A 20,129-nucleotide genomic window follows, 5' to 3' on the forward strand; every position below is an offset into this window, starting at 1 on the left:
AGCTCATCACGTTTTGTGCGTACAGACTGCCCTAAATACCCCTACGATGCCTCACCGTGATGGTTCGTACTCCGCTCGCGACAACATCCGTCCGGCCGCCGGCCCGCCGCGGCCGGATCCTGCTCGCCGCGGGCGCGCTGATCGCGGCGGTGTTCGCCGGCGGATGCAGCGACGGCTCCGGCGAGACGGCGGCGGTGCCCGACGTCCCGATGATGCAGGAGCTCGGCACTCCCGAGGGCCGGCTCGACCTGGTCGCCTGGGCGGGTTACGCCGAGAACGGGTCGAACGACCCGAAGGTCGACTGGGTCACGCCGTTCACGAAGGCGACCGGCTGCAAGGTGTACACGAAGGTGGCCGACACCTCCGACTCGATGGTCTCGCTCATGCAGACCGGGCGGTACGACGGCGTGTCGGCGTCCGGCGACGCCAGCCTCCGGCTCATCTACGGCGGGACGGTCTCGCCCATCAACACCGGGCTGCTCACGAACTACGACGACATCGCCAAGTACCTGAAGAAACAGCCGTACAACTCCGTCGACGGCCAGATGTACGGCGCCCCGCACGGCTACGGCGCCAACATGCTGATGTACCGGACGGACAAGATCCCGCAACGCCCGACGTCCTGGAGCGTGGTGTGGGACAAGGACTCCCCCGCGGCCGGGCACGTCGTCGCCTACGACTCCCCCATCTACATCGCGGACGCGGCGCTGTACCTGAAGACGCACCGCCCCGACTTGAAGATCACCGATGTGTACGCGCTGGACGAGAAGCAGTTCACCGCGGCGGTCGACCTGCTGAAGCAGCAGCGCCCGAACGTCAACCAGTACTGGGCGAACTACCTGGACGAACTGCAGTCGTTCAAGAGCGGCTACAACTACGCGGGCACCGCCTGGCAGGTGACCGCGAACCTGGCCATGACGGACAAGGCGCCGGTCGCGACGACGATCCCGAACGAGGGCGCCACCGGCTGGTCCGACACCTGGATGATCTCCTCGAAGGCCCAGCATCCGACCTGCATGTACAAGTGGATGAACTGGATCACGATGCCGAAGGTGCAGGCCGAGGTCGCGCAGTGGTTCGGTGAGGCGCCCGCCAACCCGAAGGCGTGCAACTACACCGCCAAGGGCTTCTGCTCGACCTACCACGTCGGCGACCCCGAGTTCTACCGGCGCCTCGCGTTCTGGAAGACCCCAGTGAAGGACTGCGGCGACGACCGCGGGAGCAAGTGCGTCGAATACTCCCGCTGGGCGCAGGCCTGGACCCAGATCAAGGGCTGACCGCTGACCGCCGGCCCTGAGCCCGGGCCGTACCGTCGCCCGGGCTCAGGGCCAGCGGTAGACGGCGTTCTCGGACGGGACGTGGTGCGGCAGGTAGCACTTCGTCGTGACGTGCTCGTCCTTGCAGTCGAGGCACAGATAGGTGCGGTGGCCCCGCAACCCGCGGCCGCGCCCCTCGCAGGGCGGGCACACGCACGGCGACCAGCCGACGATGACCCGCCCCGGTTCGAGCCGGTGCCCCGCCGGACACAGGACCGGCACATGTTCACGGGTGACACCCGCCCGGTTCGCCTGCACGGCACACCACCCTAGTCGAACAAATGCTCGATCAGGAAGCGGGCTTCATCGCATAGCAGTAGTTCGACTTTCCCTTGAAGTAGTGACGGGCCCTGGGGTCGCTGTACCGCCACCGGCATCCCGCGTCGAGCTGGGCCTGCGTCAGCTTCATCGTGTCGCCCTTGCGCTTGACGCAGTACGCGCCCGCGGTCGGCGTCTCCCGGTACTCGACCCACTCCCAGCCGAGCTTCTGGCAGTACGCGGTGAAGTGTCCGGGCCCCAACTCCACCCGGACGGGTTTCGGGCGCCGGGTCGGCGACGCAGAGGGGCTCGGCTTCGGCGTGGACGGAAGCTTGGAGGTGGCGGACGGTGTCGCGCCCGGTCCCGCCGCCGAGGTCGCGCGTCCGCTTCCCGCCCGGGTGGCGTCGGCCGACGGCGTGGCCGCCGCACCGGCCGAGCGCCGCGACGCCGCGCCGATGTCGTCACCGCCCGCGGAGCCGCCGCCGGTGAACCAGGCGACCGCGAACACGGCGGCGACGACGGCGGCCACCGCCGCGCCCGCACCGGCCAGGACGCCCGCCCTTCGTACACCGCGCCCCTGCGACGGCACGGTCACCTCGCCGTCCGCCACCCCTTCGGGCCTGGGCACGGGTGCGGGCGCCGGCGGGGCGTCCCGCGGGAGCACGGGAGGCGGCGCCGGTGGCGGTACCGGCAGCGACACGGGCGGGGACGCGGACGGGGAGGCAGGCAGGGAGACCGGCGGCGCCGGCGGAGCGGCCCCAGTGGATGAGGGCGGGGCGGGTGAGGCGAGGGCGGCGGGTGAGGCCGGGGCGCGGCCGGTCCGGCGGACGAGACGGTCGAGGACCTCCTGCGCGGACGGACGGCTCGCCGGGTCCTTGGCGAAGCATTCCGTGAGGAGCCCGCGCAACGGCTCCTCCACGGCGTCGAGCGGCGGTTCCTCGTTCGCGATGCGGTTGAAGACGATCGGGATCGACTCGTTCCCGAACGGCGCGCGCCCGGTCGCCGCGAAGACCATCGTGGACGCCCACGCGAAGACGTCCACGGCGGGACCGAGCTCACCCGGCCGGAGCTGCTCGGGCGCCATGTAGGCGGGGGTGCCGACCGCGCGGCTGACCATGGTCTGCGCCCCGGACAGCGCGCGGGAGATGCCGAAGTCGATGACGCGCGGGCCGTCCGCGCCGATCAGCACGTTGTGCGGCTTGAGGTCGCGGTGCACCACGCCGGCGTCGTGCAGGGCGACGAGGGCGGTGGCGGTCCCGATCGCCAGCCGGTCCAGCGCGCTGCCCGAGCGGGGACCGTCCTCGGCGACGACCCGGCTCAGCGGCGGCCCGTCGACGTACTCGCTGACGATGTAGCGGCGCTCCCCCTCCGTCCCGAAGTCGAGCACCTGCGCGATGCAGAACCGCGCGACCTGCTTGGCCGCCTCCAGCTCACGGGTGAACGTGTCGGCGGCGCCGGCGTCGCCGGCCAGTTGCCCGTGGAACACCTTCACCGCCACGTCGGCGCCGTCGTCCCCCTGCCCGAGGTAGACGACGCCCTGACCGCCCTCGCCCAGCCGGGCGGTGAGCCGGTAGGCGCCGAGCCGTCGCGGGTCGGCGGGTTCGAGGGGCGGCACGCCCTGCAGTGTAGGGGCCGGGTCAGTGATCGCGATGGGTGATGAGGTGAGCCAAGGCCTGTAGTTCGGCGGCGGGGGCTGTGTCCGCGCCGGCGGCGTCGAGGTCGGTGAGGGCGTCGGCGAGGAGTTCCCCGGCGTGGGCGGTGGCCCAGTCGCGTCCGCCGGAGGCGTCGATGAGGGCGGCGGCGTGTGCCGCCTCCTCGGCGGTGAGGGGTTCGCCGCGGTGGTAGAGCCCGGCCAGTTCGGCGCCGGCGGGAGTGCCGGAGGTGAGGGCCGCGACGACGGGCAGCGACTTCTTGCGGCTGCAAAGGTCGGAGTGGACGGGTTTGCCGGTGACGGCCGGATCGCCCCAGATGCCGAGCAGGTCGTCCACGAGCTGGAAGGCGAGGCCGAGGCGCTCACCGAAGACGCGGAAGCGGTCGGTCCGGGCGGCGGTGGCGCCTCCGTGGAGGGCGCCGAGCGCGCATGCGGCGCCGATGAGCGCGCCGGTCTTGCGGCTCGCCATGGCCAGGCACTCGTCGAGCGTGACGTCGGCGCGCTCCTCGAAGGCCAGGTCGGCGTGCTGGCCCTCGACCAGGTCGAGGACGGCGCGGGCGAGGATGCGGACGCTTCGGGCGACGGCCGGGGACGGCTCCTCGGCGAGCACCTCGTAGGCGGCGGCGAGGAGGGCGTCGCCGGCCAGGACCGCGGCGTTCGTCCCGAAGACGGTCCAGGCGGTCGGACGGTGCCGTCGGGTGAGGTCGCCGTCCATCACGTCGTCGTGCAGGAGCGAGAAGTTGTGCGCCAGCTCGACCGCCACGGCGGCCGGGAGGGCGGCCGCGGCCGTCCCCCCGGCCGCCTCCGCGGCGAGCAGCGTGAGCGCGGGACGGATCGCCTTGCCGCCCGCCGCGGTCCCCTTTGGGGGGACGTAGGGCCGGCCGGCCCGGCTCCCCCGCTCGTCGCACCAGCCGAAATGGAACGAGGCGACGCCGCGCATCGCGTCCGGCATGGCCTCGACCGCGCGCCGCAGCGCGGGGTCGAGCAGGCGGCGGCTCCAGGTGAGCACCTCGGCCGCCGGGCGGGGTCGGTGCTCCGGCCCCGGACGGTGGTCGCAGCGGACCACGGCCGGGTCGTCTCTCCAGGCTGGCACGGCACGTCCCCTCTCGTCAGCGGGCGATCTCGACGTTCTCCAGGACGCCGAGGGCGTCGGGCACCAGCACGGCGGCCGAGTGGTAGGCGCTGACCAGATAGGTCAGGAGCCCCCGGTCGTCGATGCCGGTGAACCGGACCGACAGGCCCGGCCGGACCTCGTCCGGCAGGCCCGTGCGATGGAGGCCGATGACGCCCCCGTCGTCCTCGCCGGTGCGCAGCGCGAGGATCGAGCTGGTCCCGCGCGGGGTGACCGGGATCTTGTCGCACGGGTAGATGGGGACGCCGCGCCATGCCTGCACCCGGCGTCCGTCCACCTCCACGGGGGACGGGTACACGCCGAGGCGGGTGCATTCGCGGCCGATCGCGGCGATCGCCTTCGGATGGGCGAGGAAGAACCGGGTCTTGCGGCGCCGCGCGAGCAGCTCGTCCATGTCGTACGGGGTCGGCGGGCCCCCGCGGGTCTGGATCCGCTGCCGCAGGTCGGCGTTGTGCAGCAGGCCGAAGTCGCGGTTGTTGACCAGCTCGTTCTCCTGCCGCTCCCGGATCTCCTCGATCGTGATCCTCAGCTGCTGCTCGACCTGGTCCATCGGCTGGTTGTAGAGGTCGGCGACACGGGTGTGAACCCGCAGGAGCGTCTGGGTGACGGCGAGCTCGTACTCGCGCGGCGACGCCTCGTAGTCGGCGAACGTGCCGGGCAGCTCGGGTTCGCCGTCGTGCCCGGACGCCAGCTCGATCGCCGCCTCGCCGTGCCTCGTCTGCGCCGGGACGGGCGCGTCCCGGTACTCCTCCAGGTGCGCGCGCAGCGCCTCGGACCGGTCGGTCAGCTCCTCGATCGCCTCCCGCGGCAGGGACAGGACGGTCGCCGGAGTGAGAGCGCGGAACGTGTGCGGCCACGCGCCGGACGCGTCGAGGAGCGCCCCCTCGCCGAAGAACCGCCCGTCTGCGAGGATCCCGATCCGGCTGCCGGCTCCGTACTCGCCCGGCGCGCTCTCCTCGACCTTGCCGTGCGCGATGAGGTGGACCGCGTCGGCCGGCCGGCCCGCCTCCGCGATCGCCTCGCCGGGTCCGTACTCGCGCTGCTCGAACCGCGCGGCGAGGCCGTCCAGGATCGCGGGGTCGGGCAGGCCGCGCAGCGGCGGCAGCTCGGCCAGCTCCGGCGGGACGACCCTGACCCGCGCGCCGTCGTTGAGGAACGTCACCAGCCCGTCGCCGAGCCGGTAGGTGAGGCGGCGGTTCACCCGGTAGGTGCCGGCGTCCGCCCGCACCCACGGCAGCTGCGTCAGCAGCCACCGCGGGGTGACACCCCGCATCTGCGGGACGGACTTGGTCGTCGTCGCGAGATTGCGCGCGGCCCGCGTGCCGAGGGCCAGCCGTTCCTCCGTCACGCGCCGGTACCGCCCTGCGCGATCTCGACGGACTCCAGCATGCCGAGCGCGTCGGGGACGAGGACGGCGGCCGAGTAGTAGGCGCTGACCAGGTAGTTGATGAGGGCCTTCTCGTCGATGCCCATGTACCGGACGGACAGTCCCGGCTGGTACTCGTCGGGCAGCCCGACCTGGTGGAGGCCGATGACGCCCTGCGCCGCCTCGCCGGTGCGCATCAGCAGGATCGAGCTGGTCCGCGTCCGGCTGACCGGGATCTTGTTGCAGGGGAAGATGGGCACGCCCCGCCAGCCGGGCACCTTGTGGCCGCCGACGTCCACGCTGTCGGGGTAGATGCCGCGCGCGCTGCACTCGCGTCCGAACGCGGCGATCGCCTTCGGGTGCGCGAGGAAGAACGCGGGGTCCTTCCATACGAGGGTGAGCAGGTCGTCCATGTCGTCGGGGGTGGGCGGGCCGGAGCGGGTGTGGATGCGCTGCGACAGGTCGGCGTTGTGCAGCAGGCCGAAGTCGCGGTTGTTGACCAGCTCGTTCTCCTGCCGCTCGCGCAGCGCCTCGATGGTCAGCCTGAGCTGCTGCTCGACCTGGTCCATCGGCTGGTTGTAGAGGTCGGCGACGCGGGTGTGGACACGCAGGACGGTCTGGGCGACGCTCAGCTCGTACTCGCGCGGCGAGCCCTCGTAGTCGACGAAGGTCCCCGGCAGGACCGGCTCGCCGTCGTGCCCGGACGCCAGCTCGATCGCCGCCTCGCCATGTGCGTTGTGCGCGCGCGACGGGCTGGCCCGGTACTCCTCCAGGTGTGCCTGGAGGGACGCGGACTGGCCGAGCGTCTCCTGGAAGTCGGCGTCGCTCATGCTGAGGATCGTGCAGGCGGTCACGGCCTTGACGGTGTGCTCCCACTCGGCCGGCTCCTCGCCCTCGTCCGTCCCGAGGAGGGCCTGCTCGCCGAAGAAGTCGCCGTTGGCCAGCGTCCCGAGGACGGCGTCGGCGCCGTACTCGCCCGCGCCGATCTTGCTGAGCTTGCCGTGCGCGACGAGGACGACGCGGTCGATGGGACGTCCGCGCTCCACGACGACGTCACCTGGCTCGTACTCCTGCTGGGTGAACCGCCCCGCGATGGCGTCCAAGGTCAGGTCGTCGTCGTAGCCGCGCAGCGGGGCGAGCTCGCCGAGCTCGCGCGGGATGACCCGGACGTCGGCACCGGTCGTCACGAACGTCACCCGGCCGTCCCCGAGCGTGTAGGTGAGCCGCCGGTTGACGCGGTAGGCGCCGCCGGCCGCCTGCACCCAGGGCAGCAGCTTCAGCAGCCACCGCGACGTGATGCCCTGCATCTGCGGGACGGACTTGGTCGTGGTCGCCAGGTTGCGCGCCGCCGCGGTACCGAGGCTCAACTGCTGCTGCTGTTGTTCCGTCACGTCCACACCACCGATTCGTCGTGGGTCTGGCAGGAGGCGGCCGTCTTCGGCCAACGGCGACGCTACAGACGGTAATCGGCAGATCGCAATAAGCCATGTCCACCACCTCTGCTCTCCCGAACCGCCACACAAGTCGCACTGGCCCGCGATAGTGCGCCCATATATGCCGCATAGGACATATGAACGGCCGGTTATGATGAGGTCATGTCGTCCGCGTTCGCCGTGCTCGCAGAGCCGACCCGCCGCCACATCCTGGACCTGCTCCTCGAACGTCCTCGCCCGGTGGGCGAACTCGTCGAGCGGCTGGGGCTCACGCAGCCGGGAACGTCCAAGCACCTGCGAGTGCTGCGCGACGCCGGACTCGTGCGATCGCGGCAGGACGCGCAACGCCGCGTCTACGAGGTGCGCCTGGAGCCGCTCGCCGAGGTGGACGCGTGGCTGGCCCCGTACAGACGCGCATGGAGCTCACGCTTGGACGCTCTCGAACAGCACCTCGACGCGACCGAGTGACACGGGACACCGAGTGAGATGGGACACCGCCGTGACCCGGCGCGAAGTGCCCCGGGTCACGCCTTCCGGGACCTGCGCCGCGCCCTCGCGGTGTCCTCGGCGTCGTCGCCGAGGATGTCCGGCAACGCGGGCAGGACGGTGGTGCGCTGCGGGTCGCCACCCTGATCGGGCAGCTCGTCGGTGGTCTGGGGTTCGCCGTCCTGCCCGGGAAGCTCGTCGGTGGTCTGCGGGTCGCCGCCGTCCAGCAGCTCGTCAAGGGTGGCGGTGGCCTGGGGGCCGGCGTCAGGCTCGTCCAGCAGGTCGTCCTCCGGGATCGAGACGAGGGCCTGCGTCTCCTGCGCCTCCCGCGTGATCACCCCGCTGGCGAGGACGGTGTTGCGGTGCCGCAGCGCGCCGTTCTCGCGGAGCAGGTTGTCGACGTCGGCGCGGGCGCGGGCGATGCGGCGGCTCAACCGGACGTGTACGAGCAGGCCGCCCGCCGCCCCGCCGAGCACGAACCCGGCGGCCGGGAAGCCGGCGGCCGGCGGCGCGAGCGTGGCCACCAGCGCCACCACGACCAGCGCGAGGACCACCGCAAGCGCGAGATAGTGCTGTTCCATCCAGTCCAGGACGGTGTTGACGCGCTTGGGGATCCTCACTCGCCTTCTCCTCCACTCGGTTCGGAACGGGGACAACGACCGGGCCGCGGCGTGGTGTTCCATCGCCGCCGCACCGCTGCTCCTGGGGACGCCGCCGGGCTCCGCGGCCGGGACGGGTCTGGGCTCGCGCCGCAGGCGCGCCGCCCCGCCTCCCGCGATTCGCGACCGCCGGGAGATCTCTCGAAACACTAACAGGACGTGACGCCGGCCTCTTACGAGGCGCTCCGCGCGCCCCGCTCGGCAGCCGGGATGCGAACACCAGCTCAGGGCGAATATCGTCCTTGGATATGAGCGAACACTTTGACGTCGTGGTCCTGGGCGCGGGCCCGGGTGGATATGTCGCCGCGATCCGGTCGGCACAGCTCGGGCTGAAGACGGCGATCATCGAGGAGAGGTACTGGGGCGGGGTGTGCCTCAACGTCGGCTGCATCCCCTCGAAGGCGCTGCTGCGCAACGCGGAGCTGGCGCACATCTTCACCCAGGAGCAGAAGACGTTCGGGATCAACGTCGAGGGGAGCGTGTCCTTCGACTACGGCGTCGCCTACCAGCGCAGCCGCCAGGTCTCGGACAAGCTCGTCAAGGGCGTCCAGTTCCTGATGAAGAAGAACAAGATCACGTCCTATGACGGGCGGGGCACCTTCACCGACCCGAACACGCTGCAGGTGGCCCGCGCGGACGGCTCCGGCGAGACGGTGACGTTCGACAGCTGCATCATCGCCGCGGGGGCGCACACCAAGCTGCTGCCGGGCACGTCGCTGTCGGAGCGGGTCGTCACCTACGAGGAGCAGATCCTCAGCTCCGAGCTGCCCGAGAGCATCGTGATCGCGGGCGCGGGGGCGATCGGCGTCGAGTTCGCCTACGTCCTGCACAACTACGGGGTGAAGGTCACGATCGTCGAGTTCCTCGACCGGATGGTCCCGAACGAGGACGCCGACGTCTCGAAGGAGCTCGCGAAGCGGTACCGCAAGCTCGGCGTGGACGTGCTGACCTCCACCCGGGTGGACGCGATCGACGACTCCGGCGACAAGGTCAAGGTGACCGTCACCGGCAAGGACGGCGCCCAGCAGGTCATCGAGACCGACAAGGTGCTCCAGGCGATCGGTTTCCAGCCGAACGTGGACGGCTACGAGCTTGAGAAGACCGGCGTCGCGCTGACCGACCGCGGCGCCATCGACGTGGACGGCCGCTGCCGCACGTCCGTCCCGCACATCTACGCCATCGGTGACGTGACCGCCAAGCTGATGCTCGCGCACGCGGCCGAGGCCATGGGCATCGTCGCGGCGGAGACCATCGCGGACGCCGAGACGATGGAGCTCGAGTACGTGATGATCCCCCGCGCCACCTACTGCCAGCCGCAGGTCGCCTCGTTCGGCTGGACGGAGGCGCAGGCGAAGGAGCAGGGTTTCGACGTCAAGACCGCCAAGTTCCCCTACAGCGCCAACGGCAAGGCGCTCGGCATGGGCGAGGGCGACGGCTTCGTCAAGGTGATCAGCGACGCCCGGTACGGCGAGATCCTCGGCGCGCACATGATCGGCCCGGAGGTCACCGAGCTGCTGCCCGAGCTGACCCTGGCGCAGCAGTGGGACCTGACCGTCAACGAGGTCGCCCGGAACGTCCACGCCCACCCGACCCTGGGCGAGGCCATGAAGGAGGCCGTGCACGGCCTGGCCGGCCACATGATCAACCTCTGATCCCGGCGCGGCTCCGGGCCGCCGCCGCGGCTCGCTCCGCGGCGGCGGCCGGGCGCGGCACGCCGCCGCGGAGGGGTCGTCAGTGCGTCGGCCAGCGGGTCAGGGCCTTGTAGGCGGGCTGCCATTCCGCCTCGAAGGCGGCGCGGGCGGGCGCGGGCAGGACGGCCAGCAGGGCCGCCTCCGTCGCGCCGTCGGCGCCGTCGAGAAGCCACGGGAACACACGCGGGCCGTTGGGGCCGACACGTACGGCGTGGACCTGACCGAAGTGCTGGAACTGTTCGAGGGTCAGGGTGACGTCCATCAGGGGGAGCGCCTCCTTCTCCTCGTGGGCGAGATGTGTGGTCAGGTTGGTGGCCAGGGCGTCGACGAGCTCGCCCATGGGCTCGGTGCCCGTGTCGATGGCCTCGATGAGGGGGTCGATGGCCGCGTGCTCGGCCTCCATCGCGTCCAGCAGGGCCAGGTCGTCGGGACGGTCGGCGAGGGTCTCGCGGAGAACCGGCCAGAGGGCCTCGTCCTCGGCGGTGTGGTGGGCGTGCAGGGAGATCTTGAACAGCTCCCAGCCCGCCGCCGCCGCCAGCACGCGGCGAGGGTCGTCGTCCTCGCGTGCGGTGGCCTTGGCCAGGTGCTCCAGCTCCCGCCGCAGGGCGTTGTGCATGGCGTACATCAGGGTCATGTCGAAATTGGTCACGCTTCCTCCTTCGTTCACCGCATTGACGGAGCGGGAGGAGCGAACGTGACCGCTCAGGGCGTGCTGACAATCCAAAGCAGCGATCGTCCGCGGCTCGGTCGTCAGCGGAGTGGGTCGAAAGGGGCCAGTTCGACCGGGCGGCGGCCGGTGGCGATCATTTCGGCGAGCAGGTTCCCGGTGGCCGGGCCGAGGGTGATGCCCCACATGCCGTGACCGCCGGCGGCGAAGACATGCGGGGAGCGCGTCGCGCCGATCAGGGGGAGGCCGTCACGCGTGCAGGGGCGGGACCCGACCCACTCGTCCCGGCGCGCGTCCAGGTCGGCGCCGCGCAGCAGCGGACGGGCCGCCTCGACGATCGCCTTGATCCGGCGGGGGTCGAGCGCGGCCTCCGGGCGGCGGAACTCCATCATCCCGGCGACGCGCAGCCGGTCGCCCAGGGGCGTGCACGCCACGCGCTGGGCGGGGAAGTAGACCGGACCGTCCGGGACGCGGTCCATCGGCACGCTGAAGCTGTAGCCGCGGCCCGCCTGGACGAGGGAGCGGACACCGAACCGCTTGGCGAGTTCGCCGAGCCACACGCCGCTTGCGATCACGACCGTGTCGAACGCCTCGAAGTCGCTGCCGGTCGTGCGGACGGCGGCGCCGCCCGGTTCGTCGCGGATACCGGTGACGGCGGCGCCCGCCCGGATCTTGCCGCCGCGGGCGCGGACGGAGTCGGCCAGGGCGTGCACGAACACGCCGGGGTTGATGAAGCGCTGGCCGCGCAGCAGGATCGCGGCGCCGACCTCTTCCGAGAGGGCGGGCTCCACCTCGCGCGCCTCGTCGCCGGTGAGGACGTCGTACTCCAGTTCCTGACCGGCCGCGCGGATGTGCTCGATCTCCTCCAGCAGGACGCGCCGCTCTCCGGACGTCCGGTACGCGGCGAGGAAGGACCCGGCATCGCGGGTCTCCGCCTGGACGCCGCCGGCCAGCAGCGCGTCGAAGCTCGGCAGCGCCCGGCCGTTGATCGGCACGAGCGACTCCATCGCGCGCCGCCACCGGGCCGCGGTGCTGTTGCGGGCGAACCCCGCGAGGAACCTGAGCAGGTGCGGGTTCGCGCTCGGCGGCACGTAGACGGGCGACGACGGGCTGAGCACCGCGCGCACGCCGTAGGAAAGGACGGCCGGTTCGGGCAGCGGGGTCGCGAGGCCCGGCGTCAGCCACCCCGCGTTGCCCCAGGACGCTCCGGCCGCGACATCCCGCCGGTCGAACACGGTGACGTCCGCGCCGTGCTCCTGCAGGAACCATGCGGTGGACAGCCCGACCATTCCCGCGCCGACCACGGCCACCCGCCGCGACTCCGCCTCCAGAGCCATGGCGACTCCTCTCCTTCGTGAAACCGGTCACTCCGATGGTGGTACGGCCACCCGCCGATGCCCCTGTCGCATTCGGCCAATCCGAGCGGATCACATAGTGTGAAAAGCACAATGATCGGCTTGACGGACCTCGTCGACTCGCTGAGCCCCGGGCTGCTGCGGATGGTCGAGGACGGCCGCGACGCCCCGGTGCACGACGTCGTCCTGGCCGAGCCGGGCGAAGCTGCCGGACAGCCCGGCGAGCTCGTCCTCGGCGTGGGGCTGACCGGCCCGGCGGACGCCGTGGCGCTGCTGGAGCGGGCCGGCTCGGCGGGAGCGGCCGGTGTCGTCCTGAAGGCGCCCCTGGCCGGCGCGCCGGAGGTCGTCGCCGCCGCGCGGCGGCTGCGGCCGGCGCTCGTCGAGCTCCAGCCGGACACGTCCTGGACGCACGTCATCTGGCTGGTGCGCGGCGCCATCGACCGCGCCCACGCGCCGCTCCCCGGGCCGTCCGGCCCGCACGACGACCTGTTCGCCCTCGCCGACACCGCGGCGGAGATCGCGGACGCCCCGGTGACGCTGGAGGACGCCCGGTCGCGCGTGCTCGCCTACTCGGGACGCCAGGACAGCACCGACCCCGCGCGCGTCTCGACGATCGTCGGGCGGCGCGTCCCGCCGCAGGTCATCGCGCACCTGCGAGCCTCCGGAGTGTTCCGCAGGCTGGCGCGGTCGAGCGACCCGGTCCTCGTCCCCGAGGGCCCGGACGGCATGCTGCCGCGCCTCGTCGTCCCGGTCCGCGCCGGAGGCGAGTGGCTGGGCTCGATCTGGGTCGTGGCGAGGACTCCGATTCCTCCGGACCGCGTCCGGCGCCTGGCCGACCTGGCGTCCGTCCTCGCCCTGCACCTGCTGCGCATGCGCGCCGAGGCCGGGGTCGCACGCCGCGTCTCGGCGGACCGGCTGCGCGCCGCACTCCGGGACGGCGCCCACCCCGTCCCGGCACCGCCGCCGTGGCGCGTCGTGGCCCTGGGCAGCGGCGACGACACCGAGGACGTCCGGCAGCGCCTCGACCTCTGGGACGCGATCGTGCACCGCTTCGGCTGGCACCGCCCGCTCCTCACCGACGTCGACGACACGCTCTTCGCCGTCCTGACCGACCCGCCCGGCCCGCGCCGCGACGCCGGGACGATGCCCTGGCTGCACCACGTCCTCGCCCAGGTGCGCTCGCACGACCGCACCCTGTACGCGGCGGCGGGCGGCCTCGCCCGCTCCCCCGCCGGCCTCCCCCGCTCCCGCGACGAGGCCGCCGAACTCGCCACTCTCATCGCCACCGGCCGCCTCGCCCCCGGTTCCCTGCGCCTGGAGGACGCCTGGGACGCGCTCATCGTCGAACGCGCCAGAAAGGCGGTCGGCGGCGACCTACTGGGCGGCCCCGTGCCCGCCCTCCAGTCCCACGACGAGAGGCATGGAACGGCGTTCCTCCCCACCCTCGCCGCCTGGCTCGACCACTACGGCGACACGAAGGGCACCGCGCAGGCGCTCGACGTCCACCCCAACACCCTCCGCCACCGCCTGCGAAGGATGTCCGAGGTGACTCCGATGGACCTCGCGTCCCCTCGCGTCCGGCTGGCCCTCCGGCTTCAGCTCAGCGCTCTGCACCCACGCAACGAATAGCGCACAGGGGCCGCAGAGACGCAACGAAATGCCTGATCAGCGCAAGGTTCGCGCATTGGTTTGCGACGGTTTCGTTCCTAGGCTTTCGCTAGTCGATCCCTCATCGGATGTCCCCTGGAGACACGTATGACCGTCATGCCGGCGATGGAGCCGAGCGTCGTCCGCACCTCGCTGCGGAAGCGCTACCTGATGTGCCGCCCGGAGCACTTCGCCGTCACTTACGCGATCAATCCGTGGATGGACCCGGCGGCCGGCGCCGACGCGGGCAGAGCCGTGCGGCAATGGGAGGAACTGCGGTCGGCGTATCTCGCGCTCGGGCACGAGGTGAGCCTCATCGACCCGATCGAGGGGCTGCCCGACATGGTGTTCGCGGCCAACGGCGCGCTGGTCGTCGGGGGGCGGGTGTACGGAGCGAAGTTCACCCACGCGGAGCGGCAGGCGGAAGGCCCCGCGTACGCCAAGTGGATGCTGGAGAACGGGTTCTCCGAGGTGCTGGAGCCCGAGCACACGAACGAGGGCGAGGGCGACTTCCTCACGCTCGACCACGTGATCCTGGCCGGGACCGGGTTCCGGACGGAGATCGCCGCGCACCAGGAGGCGCAGGAGTTCCTGGGCCGTCCGGTGGTGACGCTGCGGCTCGTCGACCCGCGCTTCTACCACCTGGACACGGCGCTGTTCCCCCTCGGCGGCGGCAACGTGGCCTACTACCCCGGCGCGTTCTCCCCCGGCAGCCGCGCGGTGCTGGAGCGGCTGTTCCCCGACGCGATCCTGGCGGGTGAGCAGGACGCGGCGGTGCTCGGCCTCAACGCCGTGTGCGACGGCCGCAACGTCGTCATCAACGCCGAGGCCGCCGAGCTGATCGGCACGCTGAGGGCGCACGGGTACGAGCCCGTCCCGATCGATCTGTCGGAGTTGCGGAAGGCGGGCGGCGGACCCAAGTGCTGCACGCTGGAGCTGCGCTCCTAGCGCTGGTCGAGGGCCAGGCGGCGGCGGGCGAGTGCGCGGGTGCGCAGGACGCCCGCCACGCCGATCACCCAGATCCCGATCTGGACGGTCCAGGCCGCCCGGAACGCTCCGGGCGTGAACTCGCCGGGGGGCGACAGGGCGTCCAGGACGAGCCCGATCAGCAGGATCGTGACGAGCGAGGCGCAGAAGCCGCCGACGTTGACGATGCCGGTCGCGGTGCCCTGCCGGCCGGGCGGGTTGAACGTCCGGGCGTAGTCGAAGCCGATCATCGAGCCGGGGCCGCCGGGGGCGACGCACAGCACCAGCAGCACCAGCAGCCAGGACGGCGCGGGCGGCGGCCAGGCGAGGACGACCGTCCAGGCGGAGACGTTCAGCGCGACTATGCCGAGGACGAGCCAGGACCGGCGCAGCGGGTAGCGGGCGACGAGCCGTCCGATGAACGGGCCGGACACGACGTTGACCAGCACGAACAGCGTCAGCAGTGTGGACGCGGCGGACGGCCGCATGCCCTGCCCGGACACGAGGTACGGGTAGCCCCACATCAGCGCGAAGGTGTTCGACGAGAACTGCGTGACGAAATGCGACCAGAGCCCGAGGCGGGTACCGGGATGGCGCCACGCCTCGGTCAGGTTCGTGCCCGTCTCCCGCAGCGACGGGACGTCGGCGCGGCTTGGACCGTTCCGGAGGAAGGCGACGGCGAGCACCGCCATGAGGACGCCGAGCGCGGCCGCCGAACCGAACGCGGTGCCCCAGCCGGGACCGTGCAGCAAGGCGACGAGGGGGATGGCGCTGAGCACCTGGCCGAGCTGGCCGAGCTGCCCGGTGAGCTGCGTCACGACCGGGACGTACCGGCCGGGGAACCAGGTCGCGACGATGCCGAGGACGCTGATGAACGTCATGGCATCGCCCGCGCCGACCATCACGCGCGCGGCGACGGCCGTACCCACGTCGGTGGACACGGCCATGAGCGCCTGCCCGGCGGCCATGAGCAGCGCGCCGCCGGCGACCATCCAGCGCGGGCCGACGCGGTCGAGCAGGAGCCCGACGGGGATCTGCAGGCCCGCGTAGACCAGCAGCTGCAGGACGGTGAAGGACGCGAGGATCCCGGCGGACGCGTCGAACCGGTGGACGGCGTCTAGGCCGACGACGCCGAAGGACGTCCGGTGCAGTACCGCCACGGCGTAGGCGAGGACGCCGACGCTCCACAGTGCCCATGCGATCGGGGCGGCCTTCTGTTTTTGCGGGGATTCAAGGGGAGGTTGGGCGGTCTGCACGAGTACACACGTTATGTCACGACTGTCGGGGCCTCGCGCGCAGGTGCATCCGCTCACCCTGCGGCCCGAACAGGCTGAGCACCTCGACCGGCCCGCCGGCGCCGCCGAACCAGTGCGGCAGCCGGGTGTCGAACTCGGCCGCCTCCCCCGGCTCCAGGATCATGTCGCGTCCGGCCAGATGGAGGCGGAGACGCCCGTTAAGGACGTACAGCCAGTCATAGCCCTCGTGGACCCGCGGCTCCGGCTCCGGCAGCCGCTCCGGGACGACCATCTTGAACGCCTGGACCCCGCCGGGACGCCTGGTCAGCGGCAGGACGACCATGTCGTGCATGCGCTGCGGGCGCGGCCTGATCCGCGGGTCCCCGACGTCGGGTGCGCCGACCAGTTCGTCCAGCGGGACCTGGTGCGCCTGCGCGAGCGGGAGCAGCAGCTCCAGGCTCGGCCGCCGCTTGCCGGACTCCAGCCGCGACAGCGTGCTCACCGAGATGCCGGTGGCCTCCGCGAGCGCGGTCAGTGTGACGTTTCTCTCCTGCCGCAGCCGCCGGAGCCTGGGCCCGACCCCGGCGAGGACGTCCTCGGTCGTCTCCATGCCGTTCATTGCAGTTTCGGCAAAGAAGTTTGTCAAATCCGCTCGCGGCAGCGCACTCTCGCGGCATGGATGAACGAGATGTACTGATCATCGGCGGCGGCCCCGCCGGGCTGAGCGGCGCCCTCGTCCTCGCCCGGGCACGCCGCACCGTCACCGTCGTCGACGCGGGCGAGCCCCGCAACGCGGGTGTCGGACACATGCACGGCTTCTTCACGCGCGACGGCATGCCGCCCGAGCGCCTCCTGGAGACCGGCCGCACCGAGGTGCGCGGCTACGGGGGCGAGATCGTGGACGGGGCGGTCACGCGCGCGGAGGAGGGCTTCGTCCTCACGCTGGCCGACGGGACCCGGCTGAAGGGGCGGCGCCTGCTGGTCACGACCGGGGTGACCGACGTCCTTCCCGACATCCCCGGGCTGCGGGAGAGGTGGGGCCGCGAAGTGCAGATGTGCCCCTACTGCCATGGGTGGGAGGTCCGCGACAAGAAGATCGTGGTGCTGGGGACGTCCCCGAACTCGGTGCACCAGGCGTCGCTGATCCGGCAGTGGTCGCCTGACGTGACGTTCGTCGCCGCGCGGGCCCCCGAGGGCGAGGACGCGGCCCGCCTGGACGCGCGCGACATCCCGGTCGTGGCGGACGAAGTTCGGCGCGTCGTCGTAGCGAACGACCGGCTGACCGGGCTCGAACTCGCCGACGGCTCGGTGCTCGCCTGCGACGCCGTGTTCCTCGCGCCCACCTGGGTCGCCAAGGACGGGCCGCTCACCGATCTCGGCTGCGAGATCGGCGACGACGGCTTCGTGAAGGTGGACGCGACCGGGCGGACGAGCGTCCCCGGCGTGTGGGCCGCGGGCAACGTCGTCACTCCGGCCGGCCAGGTCATCATGGCGGCGGCGGCCGGCTCGATGGCCGCCGCGATGATCAACGCCGACCTCGTCGAGGAGGACGTCGCGCGGCGGCTCGCCGCCTAGGGTGAGCGAGGTGGACCAGCGGGAGTGGCAGGAGGCGCGGGCGGCGTTGAACGCCGGACGCGGGCGGCTCGGCGAGGTCGCGAGCGCCCTGTATCCGGACATGCCGCGCGTAGCGGGAACGCCGCTGCTGTGCCGGGACGGGTGGGTTCCGGAAGCGCCGATCCCGCTGGAGTCGGTCCGGCTTGAGTGGGACGCCCACCCCGCCCCGCCCGCCGTCGCCGATCCGCCCGACGGCCTGCCGGACGGCTACCGGACCTACGCCGAGGCCCTGGCCGCGCTCGCACCGCCGAGGATCTTCGAGGACCGCCCGAGCTACCGTCTCCTGGCCGCCGGCCCGGTTCCTGGAGCGGAGCTCCAGCGGAGCGGAGGGGGCCGGGCCGGCGGCTCTTGCCGGGGGGCGTGGGGGGTCGTCCCCCCACACGAGACCGGCCCAGCGGTACTGCGGCTCGGTCCCGCGCGCTACTTCGACGCCGTGAACGTGGGCGAGTCCGCCGCGCACGAACTGGCCGCCGCCGTCCGCGGCCTGCCGCTGCGGAACCGGATCGGCGACCCGCGCGACCTCACCCGGCGGGCGGCGCTGCCCGCGATCACCACCGTGACGGTGACGACGTCCGGGAGGTACGTCCTGCACTGGCGCGACCCCGCGAAGGTCGCGCACGCCGGCGGGCTCTACCAGGTGATGCCGGTCGGCGTCTTCCAGCCGCTCGGCGACGAGGCGCCCGACCTGTGGTGGTGCATGGTCCGCGAGTACGCCGAAGAACTCCTGGGGGCGGAGGAGAGCTACGGCGACGGGTTCGTCCAGGACGAGTGGCCCTTCCACAGGACGCTGACCGCCGCCCGGGACGAAGGACGGATCCGGGCGCACTTCCTTGGTCTGGGCGTGGACCCCCTGACGTTCGCGCTCGACCTCCTGACGGTCGTCGTCATCGACGGCGACCTGTTCGCCGAGGTCTTCGGTGGCCTCGTCGCGGTCAACGCCGAAGGGGAGGTGTCGATGGCGCCGTTCGACGGGACCGTCCCGCGGCCGATGCAGCCGGCCGGCGCCGCCGCGCTGAACCTGGCGTGGCGGCACCGTGCGGCGCTCGGCCTCACTCGCGGCTGAGCGACTTCAGCTCGTCCAGCGCGTCCACCAGGTGGTCCACGATCTCGGACGGGTCGGGGACGAGGTCGCGGCAGGCGACGATGCCGACGTCCACCTTCCCGTCGTAGGAGAACACGGTGATGTTCAGCCCGCCGCTGACGTCCGTGATGACGGAGATCGGGTAGTAGCCGAGCACCTTCGCCCCGCACAGGTACAGCGGGAACTGCGGGCCCGGAACGTTCGAGATGACCAGGTTGACCGGGCGCAGCGAGACCGCCGGCGCCGCCTGCAGCGCGAGCCGCGTGACAGCGCCGGCGATGGGCACCGGGAGCAGCTCGCTCATGTCCCGCACCCAGCCGCCGGACGACCCGGTGAACCGCCGCTTGGCGACGTCCATGTCACGGCGGACGGAGGTGTACCGCTCGGCCGGGTCCGGGACGTGCGTGGCCAGCGGCGCCGTCATGATCGAGACCTGGTTGCCCGGCTCGGCGGCCGCGTCGGCACGCCGTCGCAGCGACACCGGCACGGCCGCGACCAGCGGACGGTCGGGCAGGTCGCCGCGCTTGTCGAGCCACTGCCGCAGCGCCGTCGCGCACAGCGCCATGACCACGTCGTTGACGCTGCCGCCGAGCGCCCGCCGGATCTCCTTGATCTCCGCCAGCGGCAGCTCCCCGCACGCGACGGAGCGGCGGCGGCCGATCGGGTGGTTGAACGGCGTCGGCGGCGCGCTCACCCGCGGCGCCCTCGGCAGCTCCGGCCGGCGCAGGGCGCCCTGCACCATCGACGACACGAGCCCGACGCCCGGGATGGACGACAGGCCGGGGATCTCGTCCAGGTAGGGGGCGGTGCGCGCGGCCGACATGGCGGACCGGACCGGATGCGTCGCGGCCCTGAGCAGTCCCGTGCCCAGCATGCTCGCCGTGCCGGGCGCGCGGGCGGGGGCGGCCTCGTCGGCGGGCAGGTCGCGGGGCTCGGGCGACAGGTCGAGCAGCGCGGCGAGCGTCTCGGCGGCCATCACGCCGTCGATCGCGGCGTGGTGCACCTTCACGTAGACGGCCGTCAGGCCGCCGGCGAGCCCCTGGATGAGCACCATCTCCCACAGCGGACGGGACCGGTCGAGCGGCTGCTCGTGCAGCATCGCGACGAGGTCGGCGAGCTGCCGGTCGGTGCCGGGCTCCGGCAGCCCGAACTCGGAGATGTGCCGCTCGGGTTCGAAGTCCGGATCGTCCTCCCAGTAGGGGTTGTCCAGGCCGAGCGGTACCTGGACGAGCCGCTGCCGCAGCGGGCGGGGGGCGAGGTGCGCGCGGTTGCGGATCAGCTCGGCGACCAGCGGGACGGTGAGCCGGCCGCCGGGGCACGTTCCGGCGTCGACGATGCCCAGCCCGGCGATGTGGGCGTGGGTGGTGCCGTTCTCGGCATGGAGGAAGGTGGCGTCCACGGTGGTCAGCTGGCTCATGCTCTCGTTCCGTCCGCTCGTCCTGCGCCGTCCTTACTCTCTAGGAGTTATGCGCTCCACGGGCCCAGGTCAACGCGAGCCGCCAGGAAGTAACAGCGACTTAACGGGGCGTTTCACCCAGTTCACCGGGCACTTTCCACGGGGCTTGAAAACAT

At 72.4% G+C, this 20,129-nt stretch carries 18 protein-coding genes; 7 read left to right on the forward strand and 11 right to left on the reverse strand.

The genetic code is table 11. The annotated features are described in order from the left end of the window. Positions 1–59: 59 nt before the first annotated feature. Entirely contained in the window at positions 60–1,277 is a 1,218-nt protein-coding gene (locus ACQPXG_RS36670; protein ID WP_433470114.1) for an ABC transporter substrate-binding protein, read from the forward strand. 45 nt (positions 1,278–1,322) lie between these two features. Here ACQPXG_RS36670 and ACQPXG_RS36675 read toward each other — a convergent pair whose 3' ends face one another. From ACQPXG_RS36675 to ACQPXG_RS36695, 5 genes are read right to left on the reverse strand one after another with little or no spacing between them, the layout of a single operon-like run. Next, positions 1,323–1,574 carry a hypothetical protein gene (locus tag ACQPXG_RS36675; RefSeq protein WP_433463727.1) on the reverse strand — a complete coding sequence of 84 codons (252 nt, stop codon included), beginning with the start codon at positions 1,572–1,574 and terminating at the stop codon, positions 1,323–1,325. Positions 1,575–1,605: 31 nt separating this feature from the next. Continuing rightward, a complete protein-coding gene (locus ACQPXG_RS36680) occupies positions 1,606–3,189 on the reverse strand; it encodes a serine/threonine-protein kinase (protein WP_433463728.1) in 1,584 nt (527 codons plus the stop codon). Between the two features lie 22 nt (positions 3,190–3,211). Continuing rightward, on the reverse strand, positions 3,212–4,291 hold the full coding sequence (locus ACQPXG_RS36685; protein ID WP_433470115.1) for a family 2 encapsulin nanocompartment cargo protein polyprenyl transferase: 1,080 nt from the start codon (positions 4,289–4,291) through the stop codon (positions 3,212–3,214). A gap of 43 nt (positions 4,292–4,334) precedes the next feature. Then, positions 4,335–5,705: a family 2B encapsulin nanocompartment shell protein gene (locus ACQPXG_RS36690; RefSeq protein ID WP_433463729.1), complete on the reverse strand. Its 1,371-nt coding sequence runs from the start codon at positions 5,703–5,705 to the stop codon at positions 4,335–4,337. Then, the gene (locus ACQPXG_RS36695; RefSeq protein WP_433463730.1) at positions 5,702–7,120 is read right to left on the reverse strand and encodes a family 2B encapsulin nanocompartment shell protein; all 1,419 of its coding nucleotides are present in this window, start codon (positions 7,118–7,120) and stop codon (positions 5,702–5,704) included. The genes ACQPXG_RS36690 and ACQPXG_RS36695 overlap by 4 nt, the downstream gene beginning before the upstream one ends. A gap of 198 nt (positions 7,121–7,318) precedes the next feature. On the opposite strand from ACQPXG_RS36695, the gene ACQPXG_RS36700 reads away from it, so the two are divergent. Beyond that, a complete protein-coding gene (locus tag ACQPXG_RS36700) occupies positions 7,319–7,624 on the forward strand; it encodes an ArsR/SmtB family transcription factor (RefSeq protein ID WP_433463731.1) in 306 nt (101 codons plus the stop codon). A gap of 56 nt (positions 7,625–7,680) precedes the next feature. Here the strand turns inward: ACQPXG_RS36700 and ACQPXG_RS36705 are convergent, their stop codons facing one another. Beyond that, positions 7,681–8,262, reverse strand: a complete 582-nt coding sequence (locus ACQPXG_RS36705; protein WP_433463732.1) for a hypothetical protein — start codon at positions 8,260–8,262, stop codon at positions 7,681–7,683. 287 nt (positions 8,263–8,549) lie between these two features. Here ACQPXG_RS36705 and lpdA point away from each other — a divergent pair, with 287 nt between their 5' ends. Then, a complete protein-coding gene (lpdA, locus tag ACQPXG_RS36710) occupies positions 8,550–9,953 on the forward strand; it encodes a dihydrolipoyl dehydrogenase (protein WP_433463733.1) in 1,404 nt (467 codons plus the stop codon). Positions 9,954–10,032: 79 nt separating this feature from the next. Here the strand turns inward: lpdA and ACQPXG_RS36715 are convergent, their stop codons facing one another. Further along, positions 10,033–10,641, reverse strand: coding sequence for a hemerythrin domain-containing protein (locus ACQPXG_RS36715; RefSeq protein WP_433463734.1), 609 nt, complete (start codon positions 10,639–10,641; stop codon positions 10,033–10,035). 101 nt (positions 10,642–10,742) lie between these two features. Next, entirely contained in the window at positions 10,743–11,996 is a 1,254-nt protein-coding gene (locus ACQPXG_RS36720; RefSeq protein ID WP_433463735.1) for an NAD(P)/FAD-dependent oxidoreductase, read from the reverse strand. A 120-nt stretch (positions 11,997–12,116) separates the two neighbouring features. On the opposite strand from ACQPXG_RS36720, the gene ACQPXG_RS36725 reads away from it, so the two are divergent. Then, entirely contained in the window at positions 12,117–13,643 is a 1,527-nt protein-coding gene (locus tag ACQPXG_RS36725) for a helix-turn-helix domain-containing protein (protein ID WP_433463736.1), read from the forward strand. Between the two features lie 126 nt (positions 13,644–13,769). Then, positions 13,770–14,609 (forward strand): dimethylargininase, encoded by an 840-nt coding sequence (ddaH, locus tag ACQPXG_RS36730; protein ID WP_433463737.1) that lies wholly within the window; start codon positions 13,770–13,772, stop codon positions 14,607–14,609. On the opposite strand, the gene ACQPXG_RS36735 is transcribed toward ddaH, so the two are convergent. Both ACQPXG_RS36735 and ACQPXG_RS36740 read right to left on the reverse strand, forming a co-directional pair. Continuing rightward, positions 14,606–15,883, reverse strand: coding sequence for an MFS transporter (locus ACQPXG_RS36735; RefSeq protein WP_433463738.1), 1,278 nt, complete (start codon positions 15,881–15,883; stop codon positions 14,606–14,608). The genes ddaH and ACQPXG_RS36735 overlap by 4 nt on opposite strands. A gap of 16 nt (positions 15,884–15,899) precedes the next feature. Beyond that, positions 15,900–16,472 (reverse strand): helix-turn-helix domain-containing protein, encoded by a 573-nt coding sequence (locus ACQPXG_RS36740; RefSeq protein WP_433463739.1) that lies wholly within the window; start codon positions 16,470–16,472, stop codon positions 15,900–15,902. A gap of 65 nt (positions 16,473–16,537) precedes the next feature. Here ACQPXG_RS36740 and ACQPXG_RS36745 point away from each other — a divergent pair, with 65 nt between their 5' ends. Beyond that, positions 16,538–17,437 carry an NAD(P)/FAD-dependent oxidoreductase gene (locus tag ACQPXG_RS36745; RefSeq protein WP_433463740.1) on the forward strand — a complete coding sequence of 300 codons (900 nt, stop codon included), beginning with the start codon at positions 16,538–16,540 and terminating at the stop codon, positions 17,435–17,437. A gap of 10 nt (positions 17,438–17,447) precedes the next feature. Then, entirely contained in the window at positions 17,448–18,539 is a 1,092-nt protein-coding gene (locus ACQPXG_RS36750; protein WP_433463741.1) for a hypothetical protein, read from the forward strand. On the opposite strand, the gene ACQPXG_RS36755 is transcribed toward ACQPXG_RS36750, so the two are convergent. Then, positions 18,526–19,974 (reverse strand): WS/DGAT/MGAT family O-acyltransferase, encoded by a 1,449-nt coding sequence (locus ACQPXG_RS36755; protein ID WP_433463742.1) that lies wholly within the window; start codon positions 19,972–19,974, stop codon positions 18,526–18,528. The two genes, ACQPXG_RS36750 and ACQPXG_RS36755, sit on opposite strands and share 14 nt — an antisense overlap. Between the last annotated feature and the right edge of the window lie 155 nt (positions 19,975–20,129).

Source organism: Spirillospora sp. CA-128828 (assembly GCF_050945415.1).
Lineage (GTDB): Bacteria > Actinomycetota > Actinomycetes > Streptosporangiales > Streptosporangiaceae > Spirillospora.